The 21,080-nt window shown below is 43.5% G+C and carries 31 protein-coding genes and 1 riboswitch; of the genes, 26 read left to right on the top strand and 5 right to left on the bottom strand.

The genetic code is table 11. The features are described 5' to 3' along the window. The first annotated feature begins 122 nt into the window (after positions 1-122). From abfB to MKX38_RS14350, 4 genes are all read left to right on the top strand, one after another. Positions 123-1,610: an alpha-L-arabinofuranosidase AbfB gene (gene abfB / locus MKX38_RS14365; protein ID WP_063335847.1), complete on the top strand. Its 1,488-nt coding sequence runs from the start codon at positions 123-125 to the stop codon at positions 1,608-1,610. Between the two features lie 322 nt (positions 1,611-1,932). Next, on the top strand, positions 1,933-2,247 hold the full coding sequence (trxA, locus tag MKX38_RS14360; RefSeq protein ID WP_003222500.1) for a thioredoxin: 315 nt from the start codon (positions 1,933-1,935) through the stop codon (positions 2,245-2,247). Positions 2,248-2,382: 135 nt separating this feature from the next. After that, on the top strand, positions 2,383-4,155 hold the full coding sequence (uvrC, locus tag MKX38_RS14355; RefSeq protein ID WP_032726341.1) for an excinuclease ABC subunit UvrC: 1,773 nt from the start codon (positions 2,383-2,385) through the stop codon (positions 4,153-4,155). Positions 4,156-4,219: 64 nt separating this feature from the next. After that, a riboswitch (Lysine riboswitch) is annotated at positions 4,220-4,399 on the top strand. Positions 4,400-4,524: 125 nt separating this feature from the next. Beyond that, a complete protein-coding gene (locus MKX38_RS14350; RefSeq protein ID WP_024572581.1) occupies positions 4,525-5,751 on the top strand; it encodes an aspartate kinase in 1,227 nt (408 codons plus the stop codon). Between the two features lie 43 nt (positions 5,752-5,794). Here MKX38_RS14350 and MKX38_RS14345 read toward each other — a convergent pair whose 3' ends face one another. Next, entirely contained in the window at positions 5,795-6,241 is a 447-nt protein-coding gene (locus MKX38_RS14345; RefSeq protein ID WP_003222508.1) for a YslB family protein, read from the bottom strand. A 292-nt stretch (positions 6,242-6,533) separates the two neighbouring features. On the opposite strand from MKX38_RS14345, the gene sdhC reads away from it, so the two are divergent. The 5 genes from sdhC to MKX38_RS14320 all read left to right on the top strand — a co-directional run bounded on the left by sdhC (position 6,534) and on the right by MKX38_RS14320 (position 10,502). Next, positions 6,534-7,142: a succinate dehydrogenase cytochrome B558 gene (gene sdhC, locus MKX38_RS14340; protein ID WP_003222512.1), complete on the top strand. Its 609-nt coding sequence runs from the start codon at positions 6,534-6,536 to the stop codon at positions 7,140-7,142. A gap of 33 nt (positions 7,143-7,175) precedes the next feature. Continuing rightward, positions 7,176-8,936 (top strand): succinate dehydrogenase flavoprotein subunit, encoded by a 1,761-nt coding sequence (gene sdhA, locus MKX38_RS14335; RefSeq protein ID WP_003229567.1) that lies wholly within the window; start codon positions 7,176-7,178, stop codon positions 8,934-8,936. 2 nt (positions 8,937-8,938) lie between these two features. Then, positions 8,939-9,700 (top strand): succinate dehydrogenase iron-sulfur subunit, encoded by a 762-nt coding sequence (gene sdhB / locus MKX38_RS14330; RefSeq protein WP_003229569.1) that lies wholly within the window; start codon positions 8,939-8,941, stop codon positions 9,698-9,700. 60 nt (positions 9,701-9,760) lie between these two features. Beyond that, positions 9,761-10,204 (top strand): thioesterase family protein, encoded by a 444-nt coding sequence (locus MKX38_RS14325; protein ID WP_015251520.1) that lies wholly within the window; start codon positions 9,761-9,763, stop codon positions 10,202-10,204. Between the two features lie 115 nt (positions 10,205-10,319). Next, positions 10,320-10,502 (top strand): LuxR C-terminal-related transcriptional regulator, encoded by a 183-nt coding sequence (locus tag MKX38_RS14320; RefSeq protein ID WP_032722321.1) that lies wholly within the window; start codon positions 10,320-10,322, stop codon positions 10,500-10,502. Positions 10,503-10,513: 11 nt separating this feature from the next. On the opposite strand, the gene MKX38_RS14315 is transcribed toward MKX38_RS14320, so the two are convergent. The 3 genes from MKX38_RS14315 to MKX38_RS14305 form a co-directional block, all read right to left on the bottom strand. Next, positions 10,514-10,990, bottom strand: a complete 477-nt coding sequence (locus MKX38_RS14315) for an ImmA/IrrE family metallo-endopeptidase (protein ID WP_041351351.1) — start codon at positions 10,988-10,990, stop codon at positions 10,514-10,516. Between the two features lie 138 nt (positions 10,991-11,128). After that, a complete protein-coding gene (locus tag MKX38_RS14310; protein WP_339187548.1) occupies positions 11,129-12,166 on the bottom strand; it encodes a hypothetical protein in 1,038 nt (345 codons plus the stop codon). Between the two features lie 283 nt (positions 12,167-12,449). Then, a complete protein-coding gene (locus MKX38_RS14305) occupies positions 12,450-12,848 on the bottom strand; it encodes a helix-turn-helix domain-containing protein (protein ID WP_339187546.1) in 399 nt (132 codons plus the stop codon). Between the two features lie 142 nt (positions 12,849-12,990). Here MKX38_RS14305 and MKX38_RS14300 point away from each other — a divergent pair, with 142 nt between their 5' ends. Continuing rightward, complete coding sequence (locus MKX38_RS14300) at positions 12,991-13,233, top strand: helix-turn-helix transcriptional regulator (RefSeq protein ID WP_339187543.1); 243 nt, start codon at positions 12,991-12,993, stop codon at positions 13,231-13,233. 10 nt (positions 13,234-13,243) lie between these two features. Next, entirely contained in the window at positions 13,244-13,420 is a 177-nt protein-coding gene (locus tag MKX38_RS14295; RefSeq protein ID WP_162835527.1) for a hypothetical protein, read from the top strand. Here MKX38_RS14295 and MKX38_RS14290 read toward each other — a convergent pair. Then, positions 13,407-13,649: a hypothetical protein gene (locus MKX38_RS14290; protein ID WP_257435909.1), complete on the bottom strand. Its 243-nt coding sequence runs from the start codon at positions 13,647-13,649 to the stop codon at positions 13,407-13,409. The genes MKX38_RS14295 and MKX38_RS14290 overlap by 14 nt on opposite strands. Positions 13,650-13,772: 123 nt before the next feature. Between MKX38_RS14290 and MKX38_RS14285 the strand changes: the two genes are divergently transcribed. The 15 genes from MKX38_RS14285 to MKX38_RS14215 all read left to right on the top strand — a co-directional run bounded on the left by MKX38_RS14285 (position 13,773) and on the right by MKX38_RS14215 (position 21,054). Next, on the top strand, positions 13,773-13,913 hold the full coding sequence (locus MKX38_RS14285; RefSeq protein ID WP_017696669.1) for a hypothetical protein: 141 nt from the start codon (positions 13,773-13,775) through the stop codon (positions 13,911-13,913). A 46-nt stretch (positions 13,914-13,959) separates the two neighbouring features. Then, entirely contained in the window at positions 13,960-14,688 is a 729-nt protein-coding gene (locus tag MKX38_RS14280) for a phage regulatory protein/antirepressor Ant (protein WP_199680939.1), read from the top strand. A gap of 56 nt (positions 14,689-14,744) precedes the next feature. Continuing rightward, positions 14,745-15,314, top strand: coding sequence for a helix-turn-helix transcriptional regulator (locus tag MKX38_RS14275; RefSeq protein ID WP_043857004.1), 570 nt, complete (start codon positions 14,745-14,747; stop codon positions 15,312-15,314). Next, entirely contained in the window at positions 15,311-15,568 is a 258-nt protein-coding gene (locus MKX38_RS14270; RefSeq protein ID WP_339187538.1) for a YqaH family protein, read from the top strand. Before MKX38_RS14275 ends, MKX38_RS14270 begins: the two co-directional genes overlap by 4 nt. Beyond that, positions 15,565-15,783 (top strand): hypothetical protein, encoded by a 219-nt coding sequence (locus tag MKX38_RS14265; RefSeq protein ID WP_339187535.1) that lies wholly within the window; start codon positions 15,565-15,567, stop codon positions 15,781-15,783. The genes MKX38_RS14270 and MKX38_RS14265 overlap by 4 nt, the downstream gene beginning before the upstream one ends. Continuing rightward, on the top strand, positions 15,743-15,946 hold the full coding sequence (locus MKX38_RS14260; protein ID WP_041351361.1) for a hypothetical protein: 204 nt from the start codon (positions 15,743-15,745) through the stop codon (positions 15,944-15,946). Before MKX38_RS14265 ends, MKX38_RS14260 begins: the two co-directional genes overlap by 41 nt. Positions 15,947-16,048: 102 nt before the next feature. Continuing rightward, positions 16,049-16,237 carry a hypothetical protein gene (locus MKX38_RS14255; RefSeq protein ID WP_017696664.1) on the top strand — a complete coding sequence of 63 codons (189 nt, stop codon included), beginning with the start codon at positions 16,049-16,051 and terminating at the stop codon, positions 16,235-16,237. After that, positions 16,237-17,187, top strand: a complete 951-nt coding sequence (locus MKX38_RS14250) for a YqaJ viral recombinase family protein (protein ID WP_339187532.1) — start codon at positions 16,237-16,239, stop codon at positions 17,185-17,187. The genes MKX38_RS14255 and MKX38_RS14250 overlap by 1 nt, the downstream gene beginning before the upstream one ends. Continuing rightward, a complete protein-coding gene (gene recT / locus MKX38_RS14245; RefSeq protein ID WP_339187530.1) occupies positions 17,180-18,094 on the top strand; it encodes a recombination protein RecT in 915 nt (304 codons plus the stop codon). The genes MKX38_RS14250 and recT overlap by 8 nt, the downstream gene beginning before the upstream one ends. A gap of 164 nt (positions 18,095-18,258) precedes the next feature. Beyond that, positions 18,259-18,957 (top strand): DnaD domain protein, encoded by a 699-nt coding sequence (locus MKX38_RS14240; RefSeq protein WP_339187528.1) that lies wholly within the window; start codon positions 18,259-18,261, stop codon positions 18,955-18,957. Beyond that, positions 18,842-19,789, top strand: a complete 948-nt coding sequence (locus MKX38_RS14235) for an ATP-binding protein (RefSeq protein WP_339187527.1) — start codon at positions 18,842-18,844, stop codon at positions 19,787-19,789. The genes MKX38_RS14240 and MKX38_RS14235 overlap by 116 nt, the downstream gene beginning before the upstream one ends. Positions 19,790-19,815: 26 nt before the next feature. After that, entirely contained in the window at positions 19,816-19,929 is a 114-nt protein-coding gene (locus tag MKX38_RS14230) for a hypothetical protein (RefSeq protein ID WP_339189440.1), read from the top strand. Positions 19,930-20,022: 93 nt separating this feature from the next. Continuing rightward, positions 20,023-20,322, top strand: coding sequence for a hypothetical protein (locus MKX38_RS14225; protein WP_339187526.1), 300 nt, complete (start codon positions 20,023-20,025; stop codon positions 20,320-20,322). Next, positions 20,309-20,767 carry a DUF1064 domain-containing protein gene (locus MKX38_RS14220; protein ID WP_032722306.1) on the top strand — a complete coding sequence of 153 codons (459 nt, stop codon included), beginning with the start codon at positions 20,309-20,311 and terminating at the stop codon, positions 20,765-20,767. Before MKX38_RS14225 ends, MKX38_RS14220 begins: the two co-directional genes overlap by 14 nt. A gap of 119 nt (positions 20,768-20,886) precedes the next feature. After that, on the top strand, positions 20,887-21,054 hold the full coding sequence (locus MKX38_RS14215) for a hypothetical protein (protein ID WP_164906330.1): 168 nt from the start codon (positions 20,887-20,889) through the stop codon (positions 21,052-21,054). Positions 21,055-21,080 lie beyond the last annotated feature (26 nt).

The raw sequence follows: 21,080 nt of genomic DNA, 5'->3' as shown, positions 1-21,080 counted from the left end.
GAACATATATAATATGGTTACTTTAAAAGCGCTTACATTCATGCTGACTCCTCAGGCAAAAGACAGATCACATATTTGACTGTGGTGCTTTTCATATCCGTATGAAAGGAATGATCAGAGGCATGTCTGAACATCAAGCAGTGATTCAAACAGATATCGTAAAAGGAACCATTAACAAAAATATATACGGTCATTTTGCTGAGCATTTAGGAAGAGGGATTTATGAGGGGATCTGGGTTGGAACGGACTCAGACATCCCCAATATCAACGGGATACGAAAGGACGTGCTGGAGGCGCTCAAACAGCTGCACATTCCTGTCCTCAGGTGGCCGGGCGGGTGTTTTGCGGACGAATACCATTGGGCAAACGGTGTCGGTGACCGTAAGACAATGCTGAACACTCACTGGGGCGGTACAATTGAATCAAATGAATTCGGAACGCATGAATTTATGATGCTTTGCGAGCTGCTTGAATGCGAGCCATATATTTGCGGCAATGTCGGAAGCGGAACCGTTCAGGAAATGGCGGAGTGGATTGAGTATATGACATTTGAAGAAGGCACGCCGATGTCAGACTGGAGAAAACAAAATGGAAGAGAAGAGCCTTGGAAGCTGAAATATTTCGGCGTGGGCAATGAAAACTGGGGCTGCGGCGGCAACATGCATCCCGAATACTACGCAGATCTGTACCGGCGTTTTCAGACTTATGTCCGCAATTACAGCGGGAATGACATTTATAAAATTGCAGGCGGCGCAAATGTGGATGATTTTAATTGGACGGATGTGCTTATGAAAAAAGCCGCTGGCCTGATGGACGGGTTGAGTCTTCATTATTACACGATTCCGGGGGATTTCTGGAAGGGCAAAGGATCAGCCACAGAATTCACGGAAGATGAATGGTTTATTACGATGAAAAAAGCCAAATACATCGATGAATTGATTCAAAAACACGGCACGATTATGGACCGGTACGATCCGGAGCAGCGGGTCGGGCTGATTATTGATGAATGGGGCACGTGGTTTGATCCCGAGCCAGGCACGAATCCCGGTTTCTTATATCAGCAAAATACCATTCGTGATGCGCTGGTGGCGGCTTCTCATTTCCACATCTTCCATCAGCATTGCCGCCGGGTGCAAATGACAAATATCGCCCAAACGGTCAACGTTCTTCAAGCGATGATTTTGACTGAGGGAGAGCGGATGCTTTTGACACCGACGTACCATGTATTCAATATGTTTAAGGTGCACCAGGACGCTTCTCTTTTAGCCACAGAGACAATGTCTGCCGACTATGAATGGAACGGTGAAACGCTTCCGCAAATCAGCATTTCAGCGTCGAAACAAGCTGAAGGTGATATCAATATCACTATTTGCAACATCGATCACCAAAACAAAGCGGAGGCGGAAATCGAGCTGAGGGGCCTACACAAGGCAGCGGACCATTCCGGAGTCATTCTCACGGCAGAAAAAATGAATGCGCATAACACGTTTGACGATCCTCATCATGTCAAACCGGAATCCTTCAGACAATACACGCTCAGCAAAAACAAACTGAAAGTAAAACTCCCGCCAATGTCAGTCGTCTTACTTACGCTGCGTGCCGATTCTTAATCGCGCAAGAGCGCCGGAGCTTCATGCCGGCGCTCTTTTTCAGGTTTTAAAACAGCTCCGGCAGGGCATGGTAAAGTACATGACAGTGAAGAGGAGATGTGATCTTATGCTTCGTACCATTTTAATGATTATTGGGGCAATTGTAGTGATCGGGGCCATTATCAGATTTGTGTTTTAAAAAAAGAGCATATCCCATTCAACCATATAAAAATGAGTAAACCGGCTGTGATCAGGAAAAAATAATTTGTAAGCATTAAAATAGCGTGAACGAATGGGAGATGCTATACTAAAAATCATCATTTCACATTGGAGGAATTCAATAATGGCTATCGTAAAAGCAACTGATCAATCTTTCTCAGCTGAAACAAGCGAAGGCGTCGTACTGGCAGACTTCTGGGCTCCTTGGTGCGGACCTTGTAAAATGATTGCACCTGTTCTTGAAGAATTGGATCAAGAAATGGGAGACAAACTGAAAATCGTAAAAATCGATGTAGACGAAAACCAAGAAACTGCCGGAAAATACGGCGTTATGAGCATCCCGACTCTTCTTGTGTTAAAAGACGGCGAAGTAGTTGAAACTTCAGTCGGCTTCAAACCAAAAGAAGCGCTTCAAGAGCTTGTAAACAAACATCTTTAATTTTCCGCTGCTTACATGCCAGAGCGATTCCGATTGAGGGATCGCTTTTTTTATTCGCCAATTGTGAATTATAGAGAAAAACAAACGTTCGTGTTAAACTGGAAATAAAGGATTAAACATAAGGAAGGGTAACATATGAACAAACAACTGAAAGAAAAACTCGCCCTCCTTCCTGATCAACCGGGTTGTTATCTTATGAAGGACCGGCAGCAGACTGTGATCTACGTAGGGAAAGCAAAAGTGCTGAAAAACAGAGTGCGCTCCTACTTCACCGGTTCTCACGACGCGAAAACCCAAAGGCTTGTGACGGAAATCGAGGATTTTGAATATATCGTGACGTCCTCCAATCTTGAAGCGCTTATTTTAGAAATGAATCTGATCAAAAAGCATGATCCGAAATACAACGTCATGCTCAAAGATGACAAAACCTATCCTTTCATAAAACTCACCCATGAACGCCACCCAAGGCTGATTGTCACCCGCAATGTCAAAAAAGACAAAGGGCGCTATTTCGGGCCATATCCGAATGTACAGGCAGCAAGGGAAACAAAAAAACTGCTCGACCGTCTGTATCCACTCAGAAAATGCTCCAAGCTCCCGGACAGAGTGTGCCTTTACTATCATCTGGGCCAATGCCTCGCTCCGTGCGTAAAGGATATTTCCGAAGAGACGAACAGAGAGCTGGTTGAAAGCATTACACGTTTCTTAAGGGGCGGCTATAATGAGGTCAAAAAAGAGCTTGAAGAGAAAATGCATGAAGCTGCTGAGAATCTTGAGTTTGAACGAGCAAAAGAGCTTCGTGACCAAATGGCCCATATTGAATCAACAATGGAAAAACAAAAAATGACGATGAACGATCTAGTCGACCGTGATGTATTCGCGTACGCGTACGATAAGGGCTGGATGTGCGTGCAGGTCTTTTTCATCCGCCAAGGGAAGCTCATTGAACGCGATGTCAGCATGTTCCCGCTTTATCAGGAAGCAGATGAAGAGTTCCTCACGTTCATCGGGCAGTTCTATTCAAAAAACAACCACTTCCTTCCGAAGGAGATTTTAGTTCCGGACAGCGTAGATCAATCCATGATCGAGCAGCTGCTGGAAACAAACGTTCACCAGCCGAAAAAAGGCCCGAAAAAAGAACTGCTCATGCTTGCCCATAAAAATGCGAAAATCGCATTGAAAGAAAAATTCTCTTTAATCGAACGCGACGAGGAGCGTTCAATCGGGGCTGTGCAGAAACTAGGTGAGGCATTAAATATTTATACGCCGCACAGAATTGAAGCGTTTGATAACTCAAACATACAGGGGACAAACCCGGTTTCCGCGATGATTGTGTTTATCGATGGCAAACCATACAAAAAGGAATACCGCAAATATAAAATCAAAACTGTTACAGGACCGGATGATTACGGTTCTATGAGAGAGGTTGTCAGAAGACGCTATACGAGAGTGCTTCGTGAGAATCTGCCGCTGCCCGATCTGATCATCATTGACGGAGGAAAAGGACAGATCAACGCAGCAAGGGATGTCATTGAAAATGAACTCGGCTTGGATATCCCGATCGCTGGTTTAGCGAAAGATGAAAAACACAGAACCTCAAATTTACTGATCGGTGAGCCGCTGGAGGTGGTGTATCTGGAACGAAACAGCCAGGAATTTTATCTCCTGCAGCGCATTCAGGACGAGGTGCACCGTTTTGCAATCAGTTTTCACAGGCAAATCCGCGGAAAAAGCGCGTTTCAATCCGTTTTGGACGACATCCCGGGTATCGGAGAGAAAAGAAAGAAAATGCTGTTAAAGCATTTCGGTTCCGTTAAAAAAATGAAGGAAGCAAGCCTTGAGGACATCAAAAAAGCCGGTGTTCCCGCAGCGGCGGCTCAGCTCCTTTACGACAAATTGCAAAAATAATGTTGTCCTTTTAAATAAGATCTGATAAAATGTGAACTAATTTCATAGTTAGATCGTGTTATATGGTGAAGATAGAGGTGCGAACTTCAAGAGTATGCCTTTGGAGAAAGATGGATTCTGTGAAAAAGGCTGAAAGGGGAGCGTCGCCGAAGCAAATAAAACCCCATCGGTATTATTTGCTGGCCGTGCATTGAATAAATGTAAGGCTGTCAAGAAATCATTTTCTTGGAGGGCTATCTCGTTGTTCATAATCATTTATGATGATTAATTGATAAGCAATGAGAGTATTCCTCTCATTGCTTTTTTTATTGTGGACAAAGCGCTCTTTCTCCTCACCCGCACGAACCAAAATGTAAAGGGTGGTAATACATGGGTCTTATTGTACAAAAATTCGGAGGCACTTCCGTCGGCTCAGTCGAAAAAATTCAAAATGCGGCAAACCGCGCAATTGCAGAAAAACAGAAAGGCCATCAAGTCGTTGTCGTCGTTTCAGCAATGGGAAAATCCACTGACGAATTGGTCAGCCTTGCAAAAGCTATTTCTGACCAGCCGAGCAAACGCGAAATGGATATGCTGCTGGCGACAGGCGAGCAGGTCACGATTTCACTCCTTTCAATGGCATTGCAGGAAAAAGGCTATGACGCTGTGTCTTATACTGGCTGGCAGGCGGGAATCCGTACGGAGGCCATTCACGGAAACGCCAGAATTACAGATATCGACACATCGGTTTTAGCAGACCAGCTTGAAAAGGGAAAAATTGTCATTGTTGCAGGATTCCAAGGCATGACAGAGGATTGTGAAATTACGACATTGGGCCGGGGCGGTTCAGATACAACAGCAGTTGCTTTGGCTGCCGCTTTAAAAGCTGATAAATGTGACATATACACAGACGTGCCAGGCGTGTTTACAACCGATCCGCGCTATGTGAAATCAGCGAGAAAACTTGCGGGCATCTCATACGATGAAATGCTTGAGCTTGCCAATTTAGGCGCCGGCGTTCTTCATCCAAGAGCAGTTGAGTTCGCGAAAAATTACCAAGTGCCGTTAGAAGTGCGTTCAAGTACAGAAACCGAAGCGGGAACATTAATTGAGGAGGAATCATCCATGGAACAGAATTTAATTGTCAGAGGCATTGCATTTGAAGATCAAATCACAAGAGTAACCATTTACGGGCTGACTAGCGGCCTGACAACTTTGTCTACTATTTTTACGACACTTGCCAAAAGAAACATAAACGTGGATATCATTATCCAAACGCAGGCCGAGGACAAGACTGGAATTTCCTTCTCTGTCAAAACAGAAGATGCAGACCAAACCGTTGCAGTGCTTGAAGAGTATAAAGACGCGCTGGAATTTGAGAAAATCGAGACAGAAAGCAAATTGGCTAAAGTATCCATTGTTGGATCCGGCATGGTCTCAAATCCCGGTGTAGCGGCTGAAATGTTTGCTGTACTGGCGCAAAAAAACATTTTAATCAAAATGGTCAGCACATCTGAAATCAAAGTGTCAACAGTCGTAAGCGAAAATGACATGGTGAAAGCAGTCGAGTCGCTTCACGATGCATTTGAGCTTTCAAAACACCCTTCAGCTGTGTAATGACAATCAAAAAGGCGGGACTATGCAGTCACCGCCTTTTTGATTACACTGGGTCTTTCATATCCCATTTCACAGTCAGAACCACTTTATCGGCTCTCTTTTTCACTTGTTCATATGATTCGGCAATCTGATCATTCATCAATTGAATTTGTTCAGCGATAAAACCAGCCTCCAGCTGAAAGCAAGGTTCTTTCTGATGTTTAAGCCGGTTGGAAATGATCGGCCCTTCAAGTTCAAATTCAAGCTCCTGTTTTTTAGCGCTTACGTTGGTGAGGGTTCCCCAGCCCGCTTCTTCAAAGAAGGCCGGAAATTCCTCCCATGATTCAAGAGGAAACTTACGGGCGAGATGTTTTCCTGCCCAATACATCATGGAAGAGTAATCTTGGCCAAGCATATCTGGGAGAACGATCTCTCGTATTAGTTCGTAGGCATAGGCGTTCATTTCAATTTCTTTTAGGTTGTCAATAGATGCTTCAAATTTAGACTTCATATCTGTCTCCCCTCTCTCCTGCGTATATTATAGCTCAAACAGGGGGGAGGATTACAGAATGATCCTGTAATTCTTATGAAAAATTAAGCAAGAAATATATATTGATAAAATAAAATTTTTCAATCAACTAATCAATTCGGAAAATTATAATTTATGTACGCGTTTTCTTGACGCCCTTTTGAGGGAGGAGTAAAATGAAATTGTCAATAAATCTTAATAAAGTGCTTACAATTGAAAGAAGTGGGGGAAGAGATTTAGCACATTTCGCACTTATCAAACAGGGGGTAAAGTAATGTCTGGGAACAGAGAGTTTTATTTTCGAAGATTGCATTCCTTGCTTGGCGTCATACCGGTCGGCATCTTTCTTATTCAGCATTTAGTCGTCAACCAGTTTGCCGCAAGGGGCGCTGAAGCATTCAATAGCGCTGCTCATTTTATGGATAGTCTGCCTTTCAGGTATGCCTTGGAAATTTTTATTATCTTCTTACCATTAATTTATCATGCAGTTTATGGTGTGTACATAGCGTTTACTGCGAAAAATAACGCAGGCCAATACAGCTACATGAGAAACTGGCTATTCGTCCTGCAGCGTGTAACCGGTATCATCACCCTCATTTTCGTCAGCTGGCACGTGTGGGAAACCCGCATTGCAGCACAAATGGGTGCTGAGGTCAATTTCGACATGATGGCGAATATTTTGAGCTCTCCGGCTATGCTTGGTTTTTACATTGTCGGTGTTTTATCAACAATTTTCCACTTCTCGAACGGTTTATGGTCTTTCGCTGTTACATGGGGCATCACGGTAACGCCTCGTTCTCAAAGAATTTCGACATACGTTACGCTGATTATTTTTGTTGCACTGTCATACGTAGGCTTAAAAGCGATTTTTGCATTTGTTTAAGAGTACTAGATTACTAGAGGGAGAGGGGCTATCATGAGTCAATCAAGCATTATCGTAGTCGGCGGGGGTCTTGCCGGCCTCATGGCGACAATTAAAGCAGCGGAATCAGGAATGGCGGTTAAATTGTTTTCCATCGTTCCTGTCAAACGTTCTCATTCAGTTTGTGCGCAAGGCGGCATAAACGGAGCGGTCAATACAAAAGGGGAAGGTGACTCTCCGTGGGAACATTTTGATGACACGGTATACGGGGGAGACTTTCTTGCCAACCAGCCGCCGGTCAAGGCGATGTGTGAAGCGGCGCCTTCGATCATCCACTTATTAGACCGGATGGGTGTTATGTTTAACCGGACGCCTGAAGGCCTGCTTGATTTCCGTCGATTCGGGGGTACACAGCATCACAGAACGGCTTATGCGGGTGCGACGACGGGACAGCAGCTGCTTTATGCACTGGACGAGCAAGTGCGCAGATACGAAGTTGCGGGTCTGGTCACAAAATACGAAGGCTGGGAATTCCTTGGCGCTGTTTTAGATGATGACAGAACCTGCCGCGGAATTGTTGCGCAAAACCTGACAAACATGCAAATTGAATCTTTCCGTTCAGACGCTGTCATTATGGCGACGGGCGGACCGGGAATCATTTTTGGAAAATCAACGAACTCCATGATTAATACAGGATCTGCTGCATCAATCGTTTATCAGCAGGGAGCGTATTATGCAAACGGAGAATTCATTCAAATCCACCCGACAGCCATACCGGGCGATGACAAACTAAGACTGATGAGTGAATCAGCGCGTGGTGAAGGCGGTCGCGTGTGGACATATAAAGACGGCAAACCATGGTATTTCCTGGAGGAAAAATATCCGGCATACGGAAACCTGGTGCCGCGTGATATTGCGACACGCGAAATATTTGATGTGTGTGTGAACCAGAAGCTCGGCATTAACGGTGAAAACATGGTATATCTCGATCTGTCTCATAAAGATCCGAAAGAGCTTGATATTAAGCTTGGCGGCATCATTGAGATTTATGAGAAATTCATGGGAGACGACCCGCGTAAGCTTCCAATGAAAATCTTCCCTGCGGTCCATTATTCTATGGGCGGTTTATGGGTGGATTACGATCAAATGACAAACATCCCTGGACTGTTTGCGGCTGGGGAATGTGATTATTCTATGCACGGCGGCAACCGCTTGGGAGCGAACTCCCTGCTGTCTGCGATTTACGGAGGCATGGTGGCCGGACCGAATGCGGTGAAATATGTAAACGGCTTAGAATCTTCAGCGGAAGACATGTCTTCATCTTTATTCGACGCTCACGTTAAGAAAGAAGAAGAAAAATGGGCTGATATTATGAGTATGGACGGAACCGAAAATGCCTATGTTCTTCACAAAGAGCTCGGTGAGTGGATGACGGCGAACGTAACGGTTGTCCGCCATAATGACAAGCTTTTGAAAACCGATGACAAAATTCAGGAGTTAATGGAGCGCTTCAAAAAGATCAACATCAATGACACGACAAAATGGAGCAACCAGGGAGCGATGTTCACACGCCAGTTCTCGAACATGCTTCAGCTTGCGAGGGTGATTACCCTTGGCGCATACAACCGTAATGAAAGCCGGGGCGCCCATTATAAACCGGATTATCCTGAACGTAATGATGACGAATGGCTCAAAACAACAATGGCTAAACATGTAAGCCCGTATGAAGCGCCGGAATTTGAGTATCAGGATGTCGATGTATCACTGATAACGCCTCGGAAACGGGATTACTCGAAGAAGAAGGTGGCGAAATAATCATGAGTGAACAAAAAACCATACGATTTATTATCACACGTCAAGATACAGCCGACAGCACGCCTTACGATGAAGAATTTGAGATTCCATACCGCCCGAATCTGAACGTCATTTCCGCTCTGATGGAAATCCGCCGGAATCCGGTTAATGTCAAAGGTGAGAAGACAACCCCTGTCACATGGGATATGAACTGTCTTGAGGAAGTATGCGGCGCATGTTCAATGGTCATAAACGGAAAACCCCGCCAGTCTTGTACGGCGCTTATCGACCAGCTTGAACAGCCGATCCGTTTAAAACCAATGAAAACATTCCCAGTCGTTCGTGATTTGCAGGTTGATCGCAGCAGAATGTTTGATTCATTGAAAAAAGTAAAAGCGTGGATACCGATTGACGGTACGTACGATTTAGGACCGGGGCCGAGAATGCCGGAAAAACGCCGTCAATGGGCATATGAATTATCAAAATGCATGACATGCGGCGTCTGCCTCGAAGCCTGCCCGAATGTGAACAGCAAATCGAAGTTCATGGGGCCTGCACCGATGTCGCAAGTCCGCCTGTTTAACGCACATCCGACAGGCGCCATGAATAAATCTGAACGATTAGAAGCATTAATGGATGAAGGCGGCCTTGCAGATTGCGGCAACTCGCAAAACTGTGTTCAATCCTGTCCAAAGGGGATTCCGCTTACCACTTCGATTGCAGCCTTGAATAGAGATACAAACTTACAAGCGTTCCGCAATTTCTTCGGAAGCGACAGAGTATAAGAAGAAAAAACCTCTTCCGCATGGGAGAGGTTTTTTTAAACAATAAGGAGATGAAAAAAGATGAAGCTTCCCGCTTATATTGATATGCCGTTTCAAGAATGGAAAACATCCTTTTCTTTTTTCAATGAGGTATCCGTAAGATTTTCCGAGACAGACATGTTTGGGCATATGAATAATGTAACCCCTTTTATATATTTTGAGGAGGCGCGGATTTCTTATTTTAAAAAGCTGAATATGATGAGTGAAAACAAACAGACCATGACAGTCGTGGCAAGCCAGCAATGCGATTATTTGCGCCAAGTCATGCCTTATGAAGAGTTGCGTATCTATGTGAAAACAAGCGCAGTCGGCAGTTCATCTCTTACCTTGCACTATCTCGGAGAAAACCTCGAAGGCGAGCCCTGCTTCACCGGGGCAGTCGTGATGGTTCAAGTCTCAAAGGAAAGCGGCAAGGCTGTCAGCTGGACGGATGAGGAGAAAGAAACGCTTCTTCATACACGATAAACTAATTATCTTGTAAACGTCACCTCCTGCGCCCTTCTTACATATGATATCTCGACTATATCAAAACCCATTCGTTTCTGATTCGCTCTCACCTTAGCAAGGAGGGTTACAATACTTGAAGGAGAAAGAATTTCAATCGAAGCCGCTGCTAACGAAAAGAGAAAGAGAAGTGTTCGAATTGCTCGTTCAAGATAAGACAACAAAGGAGATTGCAAGCGAGCTATTTATCAGTGAGAAAACCGTTCGAAACCATATTTCAAATGGTATGCATACTGGTCGCAAACTAAGAGCCCTTTAGAGGCTCTTTTTTTATATGATGAGTCGTTTTTTATTGAAGTACATATTGATGCGGGTCATCGCAAATGACTCTGGAACCTTGAAGGCATCGGCAATGACTTGAACTGCGTCGTATAGATTACGGGGGATGTCCATTGCTCGGAGCATGAAAGTAGGTATACAAAAGTGATAAGCAAAATAATTGGCCTGGTACTCTAAATATCGTTTCCACGAAGCAGGCATGATCTTATCATCGTTCATGTGTCTAAAATCATGGCAAACCTCATGAGCAAAATCCAGCCACTGTTCCTGTCGTGTCTTTCGTGAATCTAAAGAAATTGTATACATGCCGTTGAATCGCAAGGCAAAACTCGTTTCCGGATTGTAAACAATTAAGATGTCCAAGGCCTGAGCAATCCTATCAAAATTAATCTCATGCGGCTTTAAAATGTTGATGTCTTTGTACAACTGTTCAATCCAATCTTCTAAATGGCTGTTAGTGTATCTCAAAGATGAAACCTCCCTTAAGTAACCAAAGATGTGACTTTTATCATGGACTTTATTGTATCTTATCACCTATTTTGTCGAAGGTGAACAAACGTATGTTCCCTTTTTAGCGAAAAGAAAAGCCCCCTTTAGGGGCTCAATTTAATTTGAATCTTTTTTCTTAGCTTCTTCAAAACTCAAGATATCAAAATCTAGTCTTTTCTCGCTTCCTAAATCATCATAGGTTTTTGCATCACTTGGAGGAGAAATAATCATTTTCAAACTAGTGATATCTTTTGAATTATCTTTAAGTATCCACCATGCCTGGCCTTCTTTTTTAACTTTCCCTAAGAAGTCTCCGCCTACTTCACCCATTAACCCCATTTCAGATTCAAGCTGTTCTCCTGTATTTGTAACAATAACAGCTTGGTTAGGGTCAAACGTTACGTCCTTAGAAGAAGTATTTTCGGCCTTCATATCGACTACAATAGCCCGAACTTTATCTTGATCATTGAAATAAAGTGATTTTGCATCAGCATCTGGTTGAATTTCGAGAACGTCCACACTGTTAATATAAAGCTTCATGCTGCCCATAGTAACAGGTTTTATAGGAGTGTCTTTACCGTCAATTCCGACTTCGTCGTTATATCCAACGCCGATATCTTTAACGTGGCCCAGTCCTTCAATATCACCTTCGCCAGTTTTTTCAAACTGTTCTTTTAGTGCAGCATCTTGTTTAGCTTGCTCTTTTTCTTTATCAATTTTATCGACGTACACGGCTTTCACTTTAGGAAGGGCACTTCCTTCAGCTCTGCCTTCATATGTACCATAAATTTTAACCGTATCGTTTAGTTTGAACTTATCAGCGCTTTTATTGCTTACTGTGTAAACTTCAGATCCATCGCTATTTTTACTTACAGTAAACTCAACATTTTTAGAAACTGTATCCCCATCATCATTGACGTTATCGGCATAAGTAACATCGCCTTCAATGACAATTTTTGTCCCTTTCTTAATGCCGGCGCTATTTACTTTTGCATAGGCATATGATTTTGCATCTTTTTTAAACTGGTCCTCAGCACTAAGTGAGCTTGTCTTGCTTGAAGAAGATTTTTCATTACTACTTGAAGAGTCAGAACTACATGCAGCTAAAGAAAAACTAAGAGTCAATGCTCCAATACCTAATAACCATTTTTTCAATTGTAATTTCCCCTTTTATAATGAAGTGCAATCTCTTTCTTTGTATCGTCTAAATAAAGGATTTTTTTACTTTTTCTCTCTAAAATCTGAGTGAAAAACCCTGAATGTTTTACCTCAAAATTTGCGGTTGAATGCAGAAATAACCTCATGGATCACCTCAAAAATTGAGGTTGAAATGGTTTCAACTGAATGGTTTACCTCAAATTTTGAGGCGAAGTGTTCAGCATTAATTAAACTAAACTAAACAATAATAATAAATAAAGATAAAGAGTTCGTTATGTAGTTATTTTTTGTTCCCGTTTTTTATATCTCCGGGTTGTCTACCTGATTTTAATTGCTCAGCAATAATTCGTTGAGCTGCTTCCAAAATTGAAGCTGTTATCTTTCCATCAGCAGCAGCTACGAGAGTATCAGGATCTTCAAGAATCTTTCTTGCTTCTTCGTTGAAGATTTTATCTTTAGCCTCCTGACTTTCTCCTCTTAAGAGAAAATCTGTTGTGACTTCATAATAATCAGCAAGTTTAATTAAAGTTTCATAATCAGGCTGGCGCTTATCCTGCTCATACATCGCATAAGTGGTTCTGCCAACTCCTATATTTTTTGCCACTTCTTCTTGCTTAATTTCTTTATTTAATTCTAAGCTTTTTGACTTACGGAGTTTTTTTAATCGCATACCAAGCATAATAAACGCTCCTTTCCTGATTATTATAACGTCACAATTTGTGACAATACACTAATTTCGCAAATTGTGTAATTTCCTCTTTACAAGTCACAGTATGTGTATTATTATATGGTTACACGATACGTGACACGGAGGTGAGAAAATGTATATTAAACAAAAACGTCAATGGCTAGAAAAACTTAGACAAGAACTCAAAATGACTCAAAAACAAGTCGCGGAAGAAGCAAAAATTGCACGAACAACATATGCAATGATTGAATCAGGAGCTCGGAATCCGACGCCACAAGTTGCTAAAAGCATAGCAGGTGTTCTTGATTTCGATTGGACATATTTTTTTGACGATGAATGTCACATAATGTGTAATTTGGAAACACACACAGCATAGGAGTGAAAACATGAATCAAAAGAAGATAGATCAATTAAACGATTTGTTGAATGGTATGTCTCAGTCTGAATGGAATCGGATCAAACAACATGTAGATATGTTGTTCAGTTCTAAAGTCGCCAAAGTGCAGTTTGACGACTCAGAACTATTAGAAATTAACTTAAAACGTGAATTTAGGAATGCTTGATCTGAATGAACATCGGGTGAATACGATAATCAGCATTTTTGTAATTGATGTGAACAAAATCCTGCTGATACATCGTATGCTCTTGTTCTTTACTAATAGGGCTAAAAATTCTCGCATCTTCTTCCCACCATATGTTGGGAGAAGTCATACGATCACCCATTTTGCAGTCCGGGTCACTTGACAAGTTAACCCACTCACCGCAAAGACAAGCATATACATGAGTAGCCATAAATTTACACCACCTTTCCCGTTGAAGATTTTACCACAAGTGAAAGGCTGATAGATTACAAAACAGAAAAATCCATGGTTAGTCCAACCGTCCAATACGAATACACTGACGTGAGGTGATCACATGGCGAAACAAACTAAGAAAAAAACAACAAACATCAAGATGGGCAAAGAATATTACGGAACGATGGACAGAGAAGAGTGCTTCCGTAAAGCTCTTGAGCCGTACTTCACTTCTAAAAAAGAATTAAGGCTTCACGCTTAATATTCTGCTTCACCTTTTTTTGGTGGACAAGCAAGGAGGTAACAGCATGAATCAAATTGTTTTTATTGAAGGCAACCAAGCCGTAACAGACAGCCTGACAGTGGCTGAGGTATTCGGAAAACGACACGCTGATGTAATAAAAAGCATTGAAACGCTTAATTGCTCTAAAGAGTTTACTGAACGAAATTTTTCGTTGAGTGATTATCAAGATCCAACAGGGCGAGCATTGAAAAAATATTTGATAAAACGTGACGGACTCACATTTTTGGTTTTTGGTTACACGGGCGCCAAAGCAGCGCTATTCAAAGAAAAATACATTGCCGAATTTAACCGGATGGAAGCCGAGCTTCAAAAAATGACTCAGCCGTCCTACATGATCGAAGATCCAGTCAGCCGGGCAAAGCGATGGATCAGTGAGCAGGAAGAACGGCAGCAACTTGAACAAACTTTGAAGATTCAGGAACCACTTGTCAACTTTGCACAGAGTTGCATGGCGGCTGAAAAATCATTGCTTGTGAGAGAACTGGCGAAGCTTGCTTCGAAAAACGGCATCATGATTGGTGAAAAGCGACTGTTCCAGAAGCTGCGCGAATGGAAGATGATCATGGCCAACAAGAATGAGCCATACCAGGAATACATCGAGCGAGGTTTCTTTGAGATCGCACAGGGGGTGCGTCAAGTAAACGGGACGCCGAAGTCTTGGTTGACAATGCGCATCACTCCGAAGGGACAAGCCTTCATCATCAATAAGCTGAAAAAACAGCAAGCCAGCTAGTTCCTTCATTACTTAAATTTTACCAGTTAAAACTAAATATATCAGGGGGCAAACATATGTCGAACAATCCATACAATATGGACAATTTACCAAGCATTCTCAGGCGAGAACGCAAAAGGGCAGGATTGTCGCAGTATCAAATTGGCAAGGTGATTGGGAATAGAGATCAATCGTATGTCTCCAATGTGGAAAACGGTATTTTTCCTCTTACGCCTGATCTGTGTATCAAGTGGTTTGAAGCTTGCGGAGCCTATGAACACATTGATCTAGTGCATTTCTTGTTTAAGCTTCATCCGACAGCGGCGGCGCCTATTGATCCAGCGTTAAACGAGAGTGCAAGCAGTGCAGTTATCAATATGATTCATCAGCTAGAAGAAGCATTGCAAGCGACAAAACATCTGGCACGTTGGCTGGCAAATGATCGACCCGGAAGGACAGATGATATACCGATGGGAGACATCAAACAAATATTTGATCTGATCCCAGCAAATAAAACGCTGATTTACTCATTAGTGCGGAGTCACGGCTTAAGCATGCAAGAGCTGGCCGATAGGTGGACGCGTAAAGCATTAATGGATCGGGTTGCAATGGCAAAACAAGAAGAAAGGAAGGCGGTATTAGTATGAAAACCAATCAATTTTTGAAGTCGGATGTAGAGTCAGCTGCAAGAAAAATCAACTCAGCGGAAGAGCTTTCAATCATGTTGTTAGAGGCTTTACGTGATGGAGATTACGAAGAGGCTACGAGTCTAGCTGGAAGTATCAAAGTTCTTTCTGAGGATATCAGCCGACTGGCGAATAAAGCGAGGTTGCATGAAACAGTTATGAAAATGCAACAGCGCGGCATCAACTTGGCAGTGATAAGTAGGTGTTTGGGATGAATCTCAGAAAATTTGAGCTGGCTGCAAGCTTCTTGCGACATGCCCAAAACGCGAATTATTCAGAGGAAGATATCAAAGGAGCTGTGAGCATTCTGCATAAGGAATTTTACTCTTTAGAAAATGCAATCGACAGTCTTGCTGAACTTGCTAAAGCAAAAGAAGGAGCTGAGGAAAATGGAAGTCGAGAACCCGATGATTCTGAACAATTGGCATGACGGGCTGACTGAGCCGGAAACACAAAAGGATTTTTTCGGGGATGAAGTAACGCCTTTCGATGATTACGTGATAGATAGTGCTGAGGGTGAAGTCATCTTGAGGGAAAACCTTGAGCGGTACCTAAAGGAGCATCTTGGTTTTGAATTTAAAAATGAGCAATAAAAAAGCCCACTCTGGCAAGTGGACTTAATTAAAGGCTATCTGAAAACTCATATAACTATATTCTACCAGATAGCCTCAAGAAAATCAATGGGGGTTTTATACATGGCTAAAGCAGTAAAAGTGGCATTCAGCGAACGTGCGGAGGATCAGCAACGTTTGAGACAGGTCGGCGGTTCAATTGTATTCGCCAAAAACGGTAAAGCGCAGTTTAGTTTCCCTTCAATGGATCACTACCGAGAATGGCAGCGGCTTGGCGCGGAAGAGTACAAAAGAAAGGTGGGGCTACTCTGATGCTTGCACAAGTTTACATGCCTACGGACAACATGACGGAGGATCAATGGCTTGAGGCTCGGCGCGCTGGCATCGGGGGTTCTGATGCTGCCGCAATTGCTGGGCTGAGTAAGTGGAAAACGCCAATGTCAGTTTATCTGGACAAGCTCGGCCAGGCACCTCAAGAGCATATAACCAGTGAGGCAGCATATTGGGGGCACATTCACGAAGAAACCGTTGCCCGTGAATTTTCAAAGAGGACTGGCAAGAAGGTGCGGCGGCGGAAAGCAATCTTACAGCATCCTGATTACCCGTTTATGCTTGCGAACGTTGATAGATTAATAGTCGGCGAACGAGCAGGACTGGAATGCAAAACAGCATCAGAATACCTAAAAGGTGAATGGGACGGCGAAGAGGTACCGGACGCGTATCTAGTTCAATGTCAGCATTATATGGCTGTTACCGGGTTAAGTGCTTGGTGGATCGCTGTTCTGATTGGCGGCAACAAGTTCGTTTACAAAAAGGTTGAACGAGACGAAGAGCTCATTGCATACCTGCTTCAAATTGAACAGGACTTTTGGAAAAACCATATTGAGAATGAGATCCCTCCTATGTTTGATGGTTCTGAGGCTTCTGCTGAGCTTTTAACGCATATGTACCCTGTAGGATTCGAAGATGAAACAGAGCTTCCTCTGGCGGCAAATAAGCTAATTGAGCAATACAAATCAGCTAAGGCTGAGGAGAAAGAAGCCAAAGAAAGGCTCAAAGAAGCTGAGAACCAATTAAAAGGAATGCTCGGGGAGTATGAGGTAGGCAATGCTGAAAAAGCGCTTGTTACTTGGAGAACCGTAACGACGAACCGTTTTGATACAAAAGCATTTGCTGCTGAACACCCTGAGCTCTTTGAAAAATTCAGTAAAGTATCGACTCATAGAAGATTCAGCGTGAAGGAGTTAAAAGACAATGGCTAAAAACGACGACGTTCGCAATCAGTTAGCAAACAAAGTGAATAGCGTACAAAAAGAGGATAAGCCTAAAACGTTAGCAGATTATCTCAATGATATGAAACCGGAGCTTCAAAAGGCTTTACCTGAACATATCACACCTGAACGGATCACAAGAATTGCTTTAACAACTATTAGAAGCAACCCGGGATTACAGCAGTGTTCCCCAGCTTCATTGCTCGGTGCAGTCATGCAGTCAGCTCAATTAGGACTTGAACCTGGATTGGTTGGGCATTGTTATTTTGTACCGTTTAACAAAAAGATCAAAGGGCAAAATGGGGCACCGGATCAATGGGTAAAAGAGGTTCAATTCATAATCGGCTATAAAGGAATGATTGATCTCGCCAGGCGTTCGGGACATATCGAAAGCATATATGCTCATGCAGTTTATGAAAAAGACGAATTTGACTACGAACTGGGGCTGCATCCTAAGCTGGTTCATAAGCCGAGCACGGGACACAGGGGCGAAATGACTCATGTTTATGCAGTTGCTCACTTTAAAGACGGCGGTTATCAATTCGATGTATTCAGCAAACAAGATATTGAAAATGTTCGCTTGAGAAGCAAATCAAAAGATAACGGGCCATGGCAAACAGACTATGAAGAAATGGCGAAGAAAACAGTTATTCGCAGAATGTGGAAGTATCTGCCGATCAGTATTGAGATTCAAAAACAAGTAGCTCAAGACGAGACGGTTAGAAAAGATATTACAGCAGAAGCTCAATCCGTATATGACGATAATGTTTTAGATTTAGGCGGAAATCAGCTTTTGAGTGAGCCTGAACAGCCAAATGAAAAACCAAGCGCACAGGATGCTGACCCTTTTGACGGTAAGCCTGTAGATATCAGCGACGATGACCTCCCATTTGATTAAGGTCGGCATCCCCTTCTGTTACAAGTGGCTAGCGGAAGGGGCGCCGAATCGCGCGCAGCTGTTCCGTGCTTATGTTGAAGGCTATCTCAGAACAAATGAACCTGGTTTGCGTTTAGTCCGCATCAGCGGAATGACAGCACTGTGTGAAAGGAAGTAGGTGAGCCATGAACTACCTGAAAGAAATGAACGGCTTCATGAATTGGCTAGAAACGAATCCGTTGTCTGCTACAACTCAAGCATTATGGTTTCATCTCTTGCACATCAACAATAAGGCAGGGTGGCGGGAGTGGTTCACCACTTCAAACACCACTTTGCAAGCAAAGATTGAGATTTCCGAAAACACGTTGATCAAACACAGAAAGATGCTGATTGATCTTAAGAGAATCGAATATAAGCCGCAGGGGAGAAAGGCAGGGCAATACAGGCTGATCTCATTTGAAACGCCTGTATCGGAGCAGGAACCATCTGAAAAGCCAGTTCCCGAACCGATAGCAGTACCCCAAGAAACGCAGGAGGTTGATCCCAAAATGAAAAATGCTTTTGAGCTATTTGAAAATAAGGTCGCTCGTTCTATCGGCTCCATTGAGGCGCAAAGAATCGGCTACATGGTGGATGATTACGGCGAAGAGAAGGTCATAGAGGCAATGAAAAAGGCTTTCAGAAATAAAGGCAGCAACGTTGGCTTGAACTACATTGAGGCGATCCTGTCCAACCCATTAAGCCAAAAGAGAAAGGAGAAACAACAGTATGGCAATAAACAAAGCAGTCAGTATAGACACAGCGTTCCAAGCAATGATGAAGGGGCTTCAAGCAAGATCGCGTTCCTGGGAAACAGAACGGGCCGCATCAGAAGAAAAGGTTGAGTATGAGTGTTCCGATTGCAAGGATCGCGGCGTTGTGATCTACCGGGTTCACAAAGATACTGAGCTGCGGCTGAGAAAAGAACACAAACCATTGGACAGCCTATCACTTGATGAAATGGTTCTTGAAGAAGATTATCTTGCGGGAAAGGTTTGCACGCCAGATAAGGCTCGGGAATGGAAAACGACGTATTCGAAACAATGTGAGTGTGTGAAACAAAAGAAAATAGCGAAGCTCATGGCAGCCAGCGGAATTACTGAGAAATTTGAGCAGCTTCTGTTCGGTAACTTCAAATTAGACGGTAAGCCCCAAATGATCAAAGATGCCTATGAATGTGCGGTCGAATACTTCAAAGACTTTGAAAAGATTAAGGGAGAGCGTGCCAATAGCATTGCGCTACTGGGACAGCCGGGCAGCGGCAAAACCCATCTGTTAACGGCCATCATGAACAATCTTATTAAGAAGAAATCGACTCACTGTCTGTACTTCCCTTACGTTGAGGGCATGAGTGATCTGAAAACTGACTTTGACCAGTTGGAAACAAAGCTGAACGCTATGAGAAAAGCAGATGTGCTGTTCATTGATGACCTATTCAAGCCAGTTGACGGGAAACCAAGGGCAACCGAATGGCAAGCCGAACAGATCCAGTCAGTTGTGAATTATCGCTACCTGAACCATAAACCTCTGCTGATCTCTTCTGAGCTCACAACGGACGAACTGCTAGACGTTGACGAGGCGCTTGGATCACGGATTTACCAGATGTGCAAGTATTACACGGTGATCATTCAGGGCAACCGCATGGAATTAAACCATAGATTGGGTGATTGGGATTGAAGGAGAAAACGAACGTTAATGGATCCATGGGAATGTATTTGTTCGGGCCTGCTGAACAAAAGGGCGGCAAGGACCTCACACCGGCTATTCGGGTGCTTGAGGAAAAGATAAGACAAATGGAGCTGATGCGCAGTGCTTAAAGTGGTGATCCTGCTGCCAGCCATCATACTCACGGCGCCATACAAGGAAAAGCAAATTCAGCAATGGGAAGAGAATGACGGGAGGTAAGGAGAATGAAAGTGTTAGAAAATCAGACGCTTTACCAGTGTGAACTTTGTGGAAAGCGAATGATGACAAAGCACGGAGCAAGGCTGCACGAAAGAGAATATTGCCCGGTTGTCAGAGAGGAAGAACAGAAAAAACGTCAGGAATCCTGTGAACATAAGCACATGGAAATGAGTTACTGCACCATGCCGGGAGAAGAGCATTTGCAGATACCGGACTATGAATGTTGTTCTGATTGCGGCATGTCAGAAATGGAGATTGCAGAGCAAAAGAATAAGCTTCAGGAGGCACAACATGCCAGCAAATAAGTACGGCGCCAGAAAAACACAGGTAGACGGCATCACGTTCCACAGCATTGCCGAAGCCAAATACTATGAGCAGCTGAAATGGCTCAAGGTGAGCAAGCAGATAAAGGATTTTAAGCTGCAGCCACGGTTCCTGCTGCAAGAGGCATTCAAAAAGAACGGCAAAACTTTTCGGAAGATTGAATATATTGCAGACTTTGAGGTTCATAACTTGGACGGCAGTATAGAGATCATTGACATCAAGGGTGTGGAAACAAAGGAATTTGCCATCAAACGCAAGTTGTATGAGCGGCTTTATGATACGCCACTTAAGGTGCTGGCTCTGGATAAGTCACTCGGCTTCATCGAGCTGGACGAGCTGAAAAAACTGAAAAGAAAGGCGGGAAAGTCCACTGTTAAACGTGGTAATCGCAGACGATCGGCCGTTGTGGGTGCAGGAAGAAGATAAGCTCATGGCCTGTATGACACGTTGCTCTCAGTTTAAGGCATGCGCCAGCCGAATGGGTTCTGATTGCAAGAAACTCGGCGGCACGGAAATTCCCAAAATCAATTCAGGAGGTAGATACCATGGAACAGCAAAGCATCAATCCTTACAAGCCAGGACCGGTTGAAGAATGGAAGATGACGCCGGAACAGCTGGCCGAATACGTGAAAAAGCATCCGATCGTCTACCGGGAGGAATTGAAACCATCGCCATCATTCACAATGGCTGGATGGAAACCGGATCACTATTAAACACACAAAAAAAGCACCGAAGCGTA

It is taken from the genome of Bacillus sp. FSL M8-0025 (assembly GCF_037975475.1).
Classification (GTDB): domain Bacteria; phylum Bacillota; class Bacilli; order Bacillales; family Bacillaceae; genus Bacillus; species Bacillus subtilis.
The sequence above is the reverse complement of the archived record's forward strand: the minus strand, read 5'-3'. Positions and strand labels throughout refer to the sequence as shown.

Excerpts from the sequence above, each read along its gene's own strand:
- abfB (WP_063335847.1), top strand. The coding sequence starts at position 123 with ATGTCTGAACATCAAGCAGTGATTCAAACAGATATCGTAAAAGGAACC.
- trxA (WP_003222500.1), top strand. The coding sequence starts at position 1,933 with ATGGCTATCGTAAAAGCAACTGATCAATCTTTCTCAGCTGAAACAAGC.
- uvrC (WP_032726341.1), top strand. The coding sequence starts at position 2,383 with ATGAACAAACAACTGAAAGAAAAACTCGCCCTCCTTCCTGATCAACCG.
- MKX38_RS14350 (WP_024572581.1), top strand. The coding sequence starts at position 4,525 with ATGGGTCTTATTGTACAAAAATTCGGAGGCACTTCCGTCGGCTCAGTC.
- MKX38_RS14345 (WP_003222508.1), bottom strand. The coding sequence starts at position 6,241 with ATGAAGTCTAAATTTGAAGCATCTATTGACAACCTAAAAGAAATTGAA.
- sdhC (WP_003222512.1), top strand. The coding sequence starts at position 6,534 with ATGTCTGGGAACAGAGAGTTTTATTTTCGAAGATTGCATTCCTTGCTT.
- sdhA (WP_003229567.1), top strand. The coding sequence starts at position 7,176 with ATGAGTCAATCAAGCATTATCGTAGTCGGCGGGGGTCTTGCCGGCCTC.
- sdhB (WP_003229569.1), top strand. The coding sequence starts at position 8,939 with ATGAGTGAACAAAAAACCATACGATTTATTATCACACGTCAAGATACA.
- MKX38_RS14325 (WP_015251520.1), top strand. The coding sequence starts at position 9,761 with ATGAAGCTTCCCGCTTATATTGATATGCCGTTTCAAGAATGGAAAACA.
- MKX38_RS14305 (WP_339187546.1), bottom strand. The coding sequence starts at position 12,848 with ATGCTTGGTATGCGATTAAAAAAACTCCGTAAGTCAAAAAGCTTAGAA.
- MKX38_RS14300 (WP_339187543.1), top strand. The coding sequence starts at position 12,991 with ATGTATATTAAACAAAAACGTCAATGGCTAGAAAAACTTAGACAAGAA.
- MKX38_RS14295 (WP_162835527.1), top strand. The coding sequence starts at position 13,244 with ATGAATCAAAAGAAGATAGATCAATTAAACGATTTGTTGAATGGTATG.
- MKX38_RS14290 (WP_257435909.1), bottom strand. The coding sequence starts at position 13,649 with ATGGCTACTCATGTATATGCTTGTCTTTGCGGTGAGTGGGTTAACTTG.
- MKX38_RS14285 (WP_017696669.1), top strand. The coding sequence starts at position 13,773 with ATGGCGAAACAAACTAAGAAAAAAACAACAAACATCAAGATGGGCAAA.
- MKX38_RS14280 (WP_199680939.1), top strand. The coding sequence starts at position 13,960 with ATGAATCAAATTGTTTTTATTGAAGGCAACCAAGCCGTAACAGACAGC.
- MKX38_RS14275 (WP_043857004.1), top strand. The coding sequence starts at position 14,745 with ATGTCGAACAATCCATACAATATGGACAATTTACCAAGCATTCTCAGG.
- MKX38_RS14270 (WP_339187538.1), top strand. The coding sequence starts at position 15,311 with ATGAAAACCAATCAATTTTTGAAGTCGGATGTAGAGTCAGCTGCAAGA.
- MKX38_RS14265 (WP_339187535.1), top strand. The coding sequence starts at position 15,565 with ATGAATCTCAGAAAATTTGAGCTGGCTGCAAGCTTCTTGCGACATGCC.
- MKX38_RS14260 (WP_041351361.1), top strand. The coding sequence starts at position 15,743 with ATGGAAGTCGAGAACCCGATGATTCTGAACAATTGGCATGACGGGCTG.
- MKX38_RS14255 (WP_017696664.1), top strand. The coding sequence starts at position 16,049 with ATGGCTAAAGCAGTAAAAGTGGCATTCAGCGAACGTGCGGAGGATCAG.
- MKX38_RS14250 (WP_339187532.1), top strand. The coding sequence starts at position 16,237 with ATGCTTGCACAAGTTTACATGCCTACGGACAACATGACGGAGGATCAA.
- recT (WP_339187530.1), top strand. The coding sequence starts at position 17,180 with ATGGCTAAAAACGACGACGTTCGCAATCAGTTAGCAAACAAAGTGAAT.
- MKX38_RS14240 (WP_339187528.1), top strand. The coding sequence starts at position 18,259 with ATGAACTACCTGAAAGAAATGAACGGCTTCATGAATTGGCTAGAAACG.
- MKX38_RS14235 (WP_339187527.1), top strand. The coding sequence starts at position 18,842 with ATGGCAATAAACAAAGCAGTCAGTATAGACACAGCGTTCCAAGCAATG.
- MKX38_RS14230 (WP_339189440.1), top strand. The coding sequence starts at position 19,816 with ATGGGAATGTATTTGTTCGGGCCTGCTGAACAAAAGGGCGGCAAGGAC.
- MKX38_RS14225 (WP_339187526.1), top strand. The coding sequence starts at position 20,023 with ATGAAAGTGTTAGAAAATCAGACGCTTTACCAGTGTGAACTTTGTGGA.
- MKX38_RS14220 (WP_032722306.1), top strand. The coding sequence starts at position 20,309 with ATGCCAGCAAATAAGTACGGCGCCAGAAAAACACAGGTAGACGGCATC.
- MKX38_RS14215 (WP_164906330.1), top strand. The coding sequence starts at position 20,887 with ATGGAACAGCAAAGCATCAATCCTTACAAGCCAGGACCGGTTGAAGAA.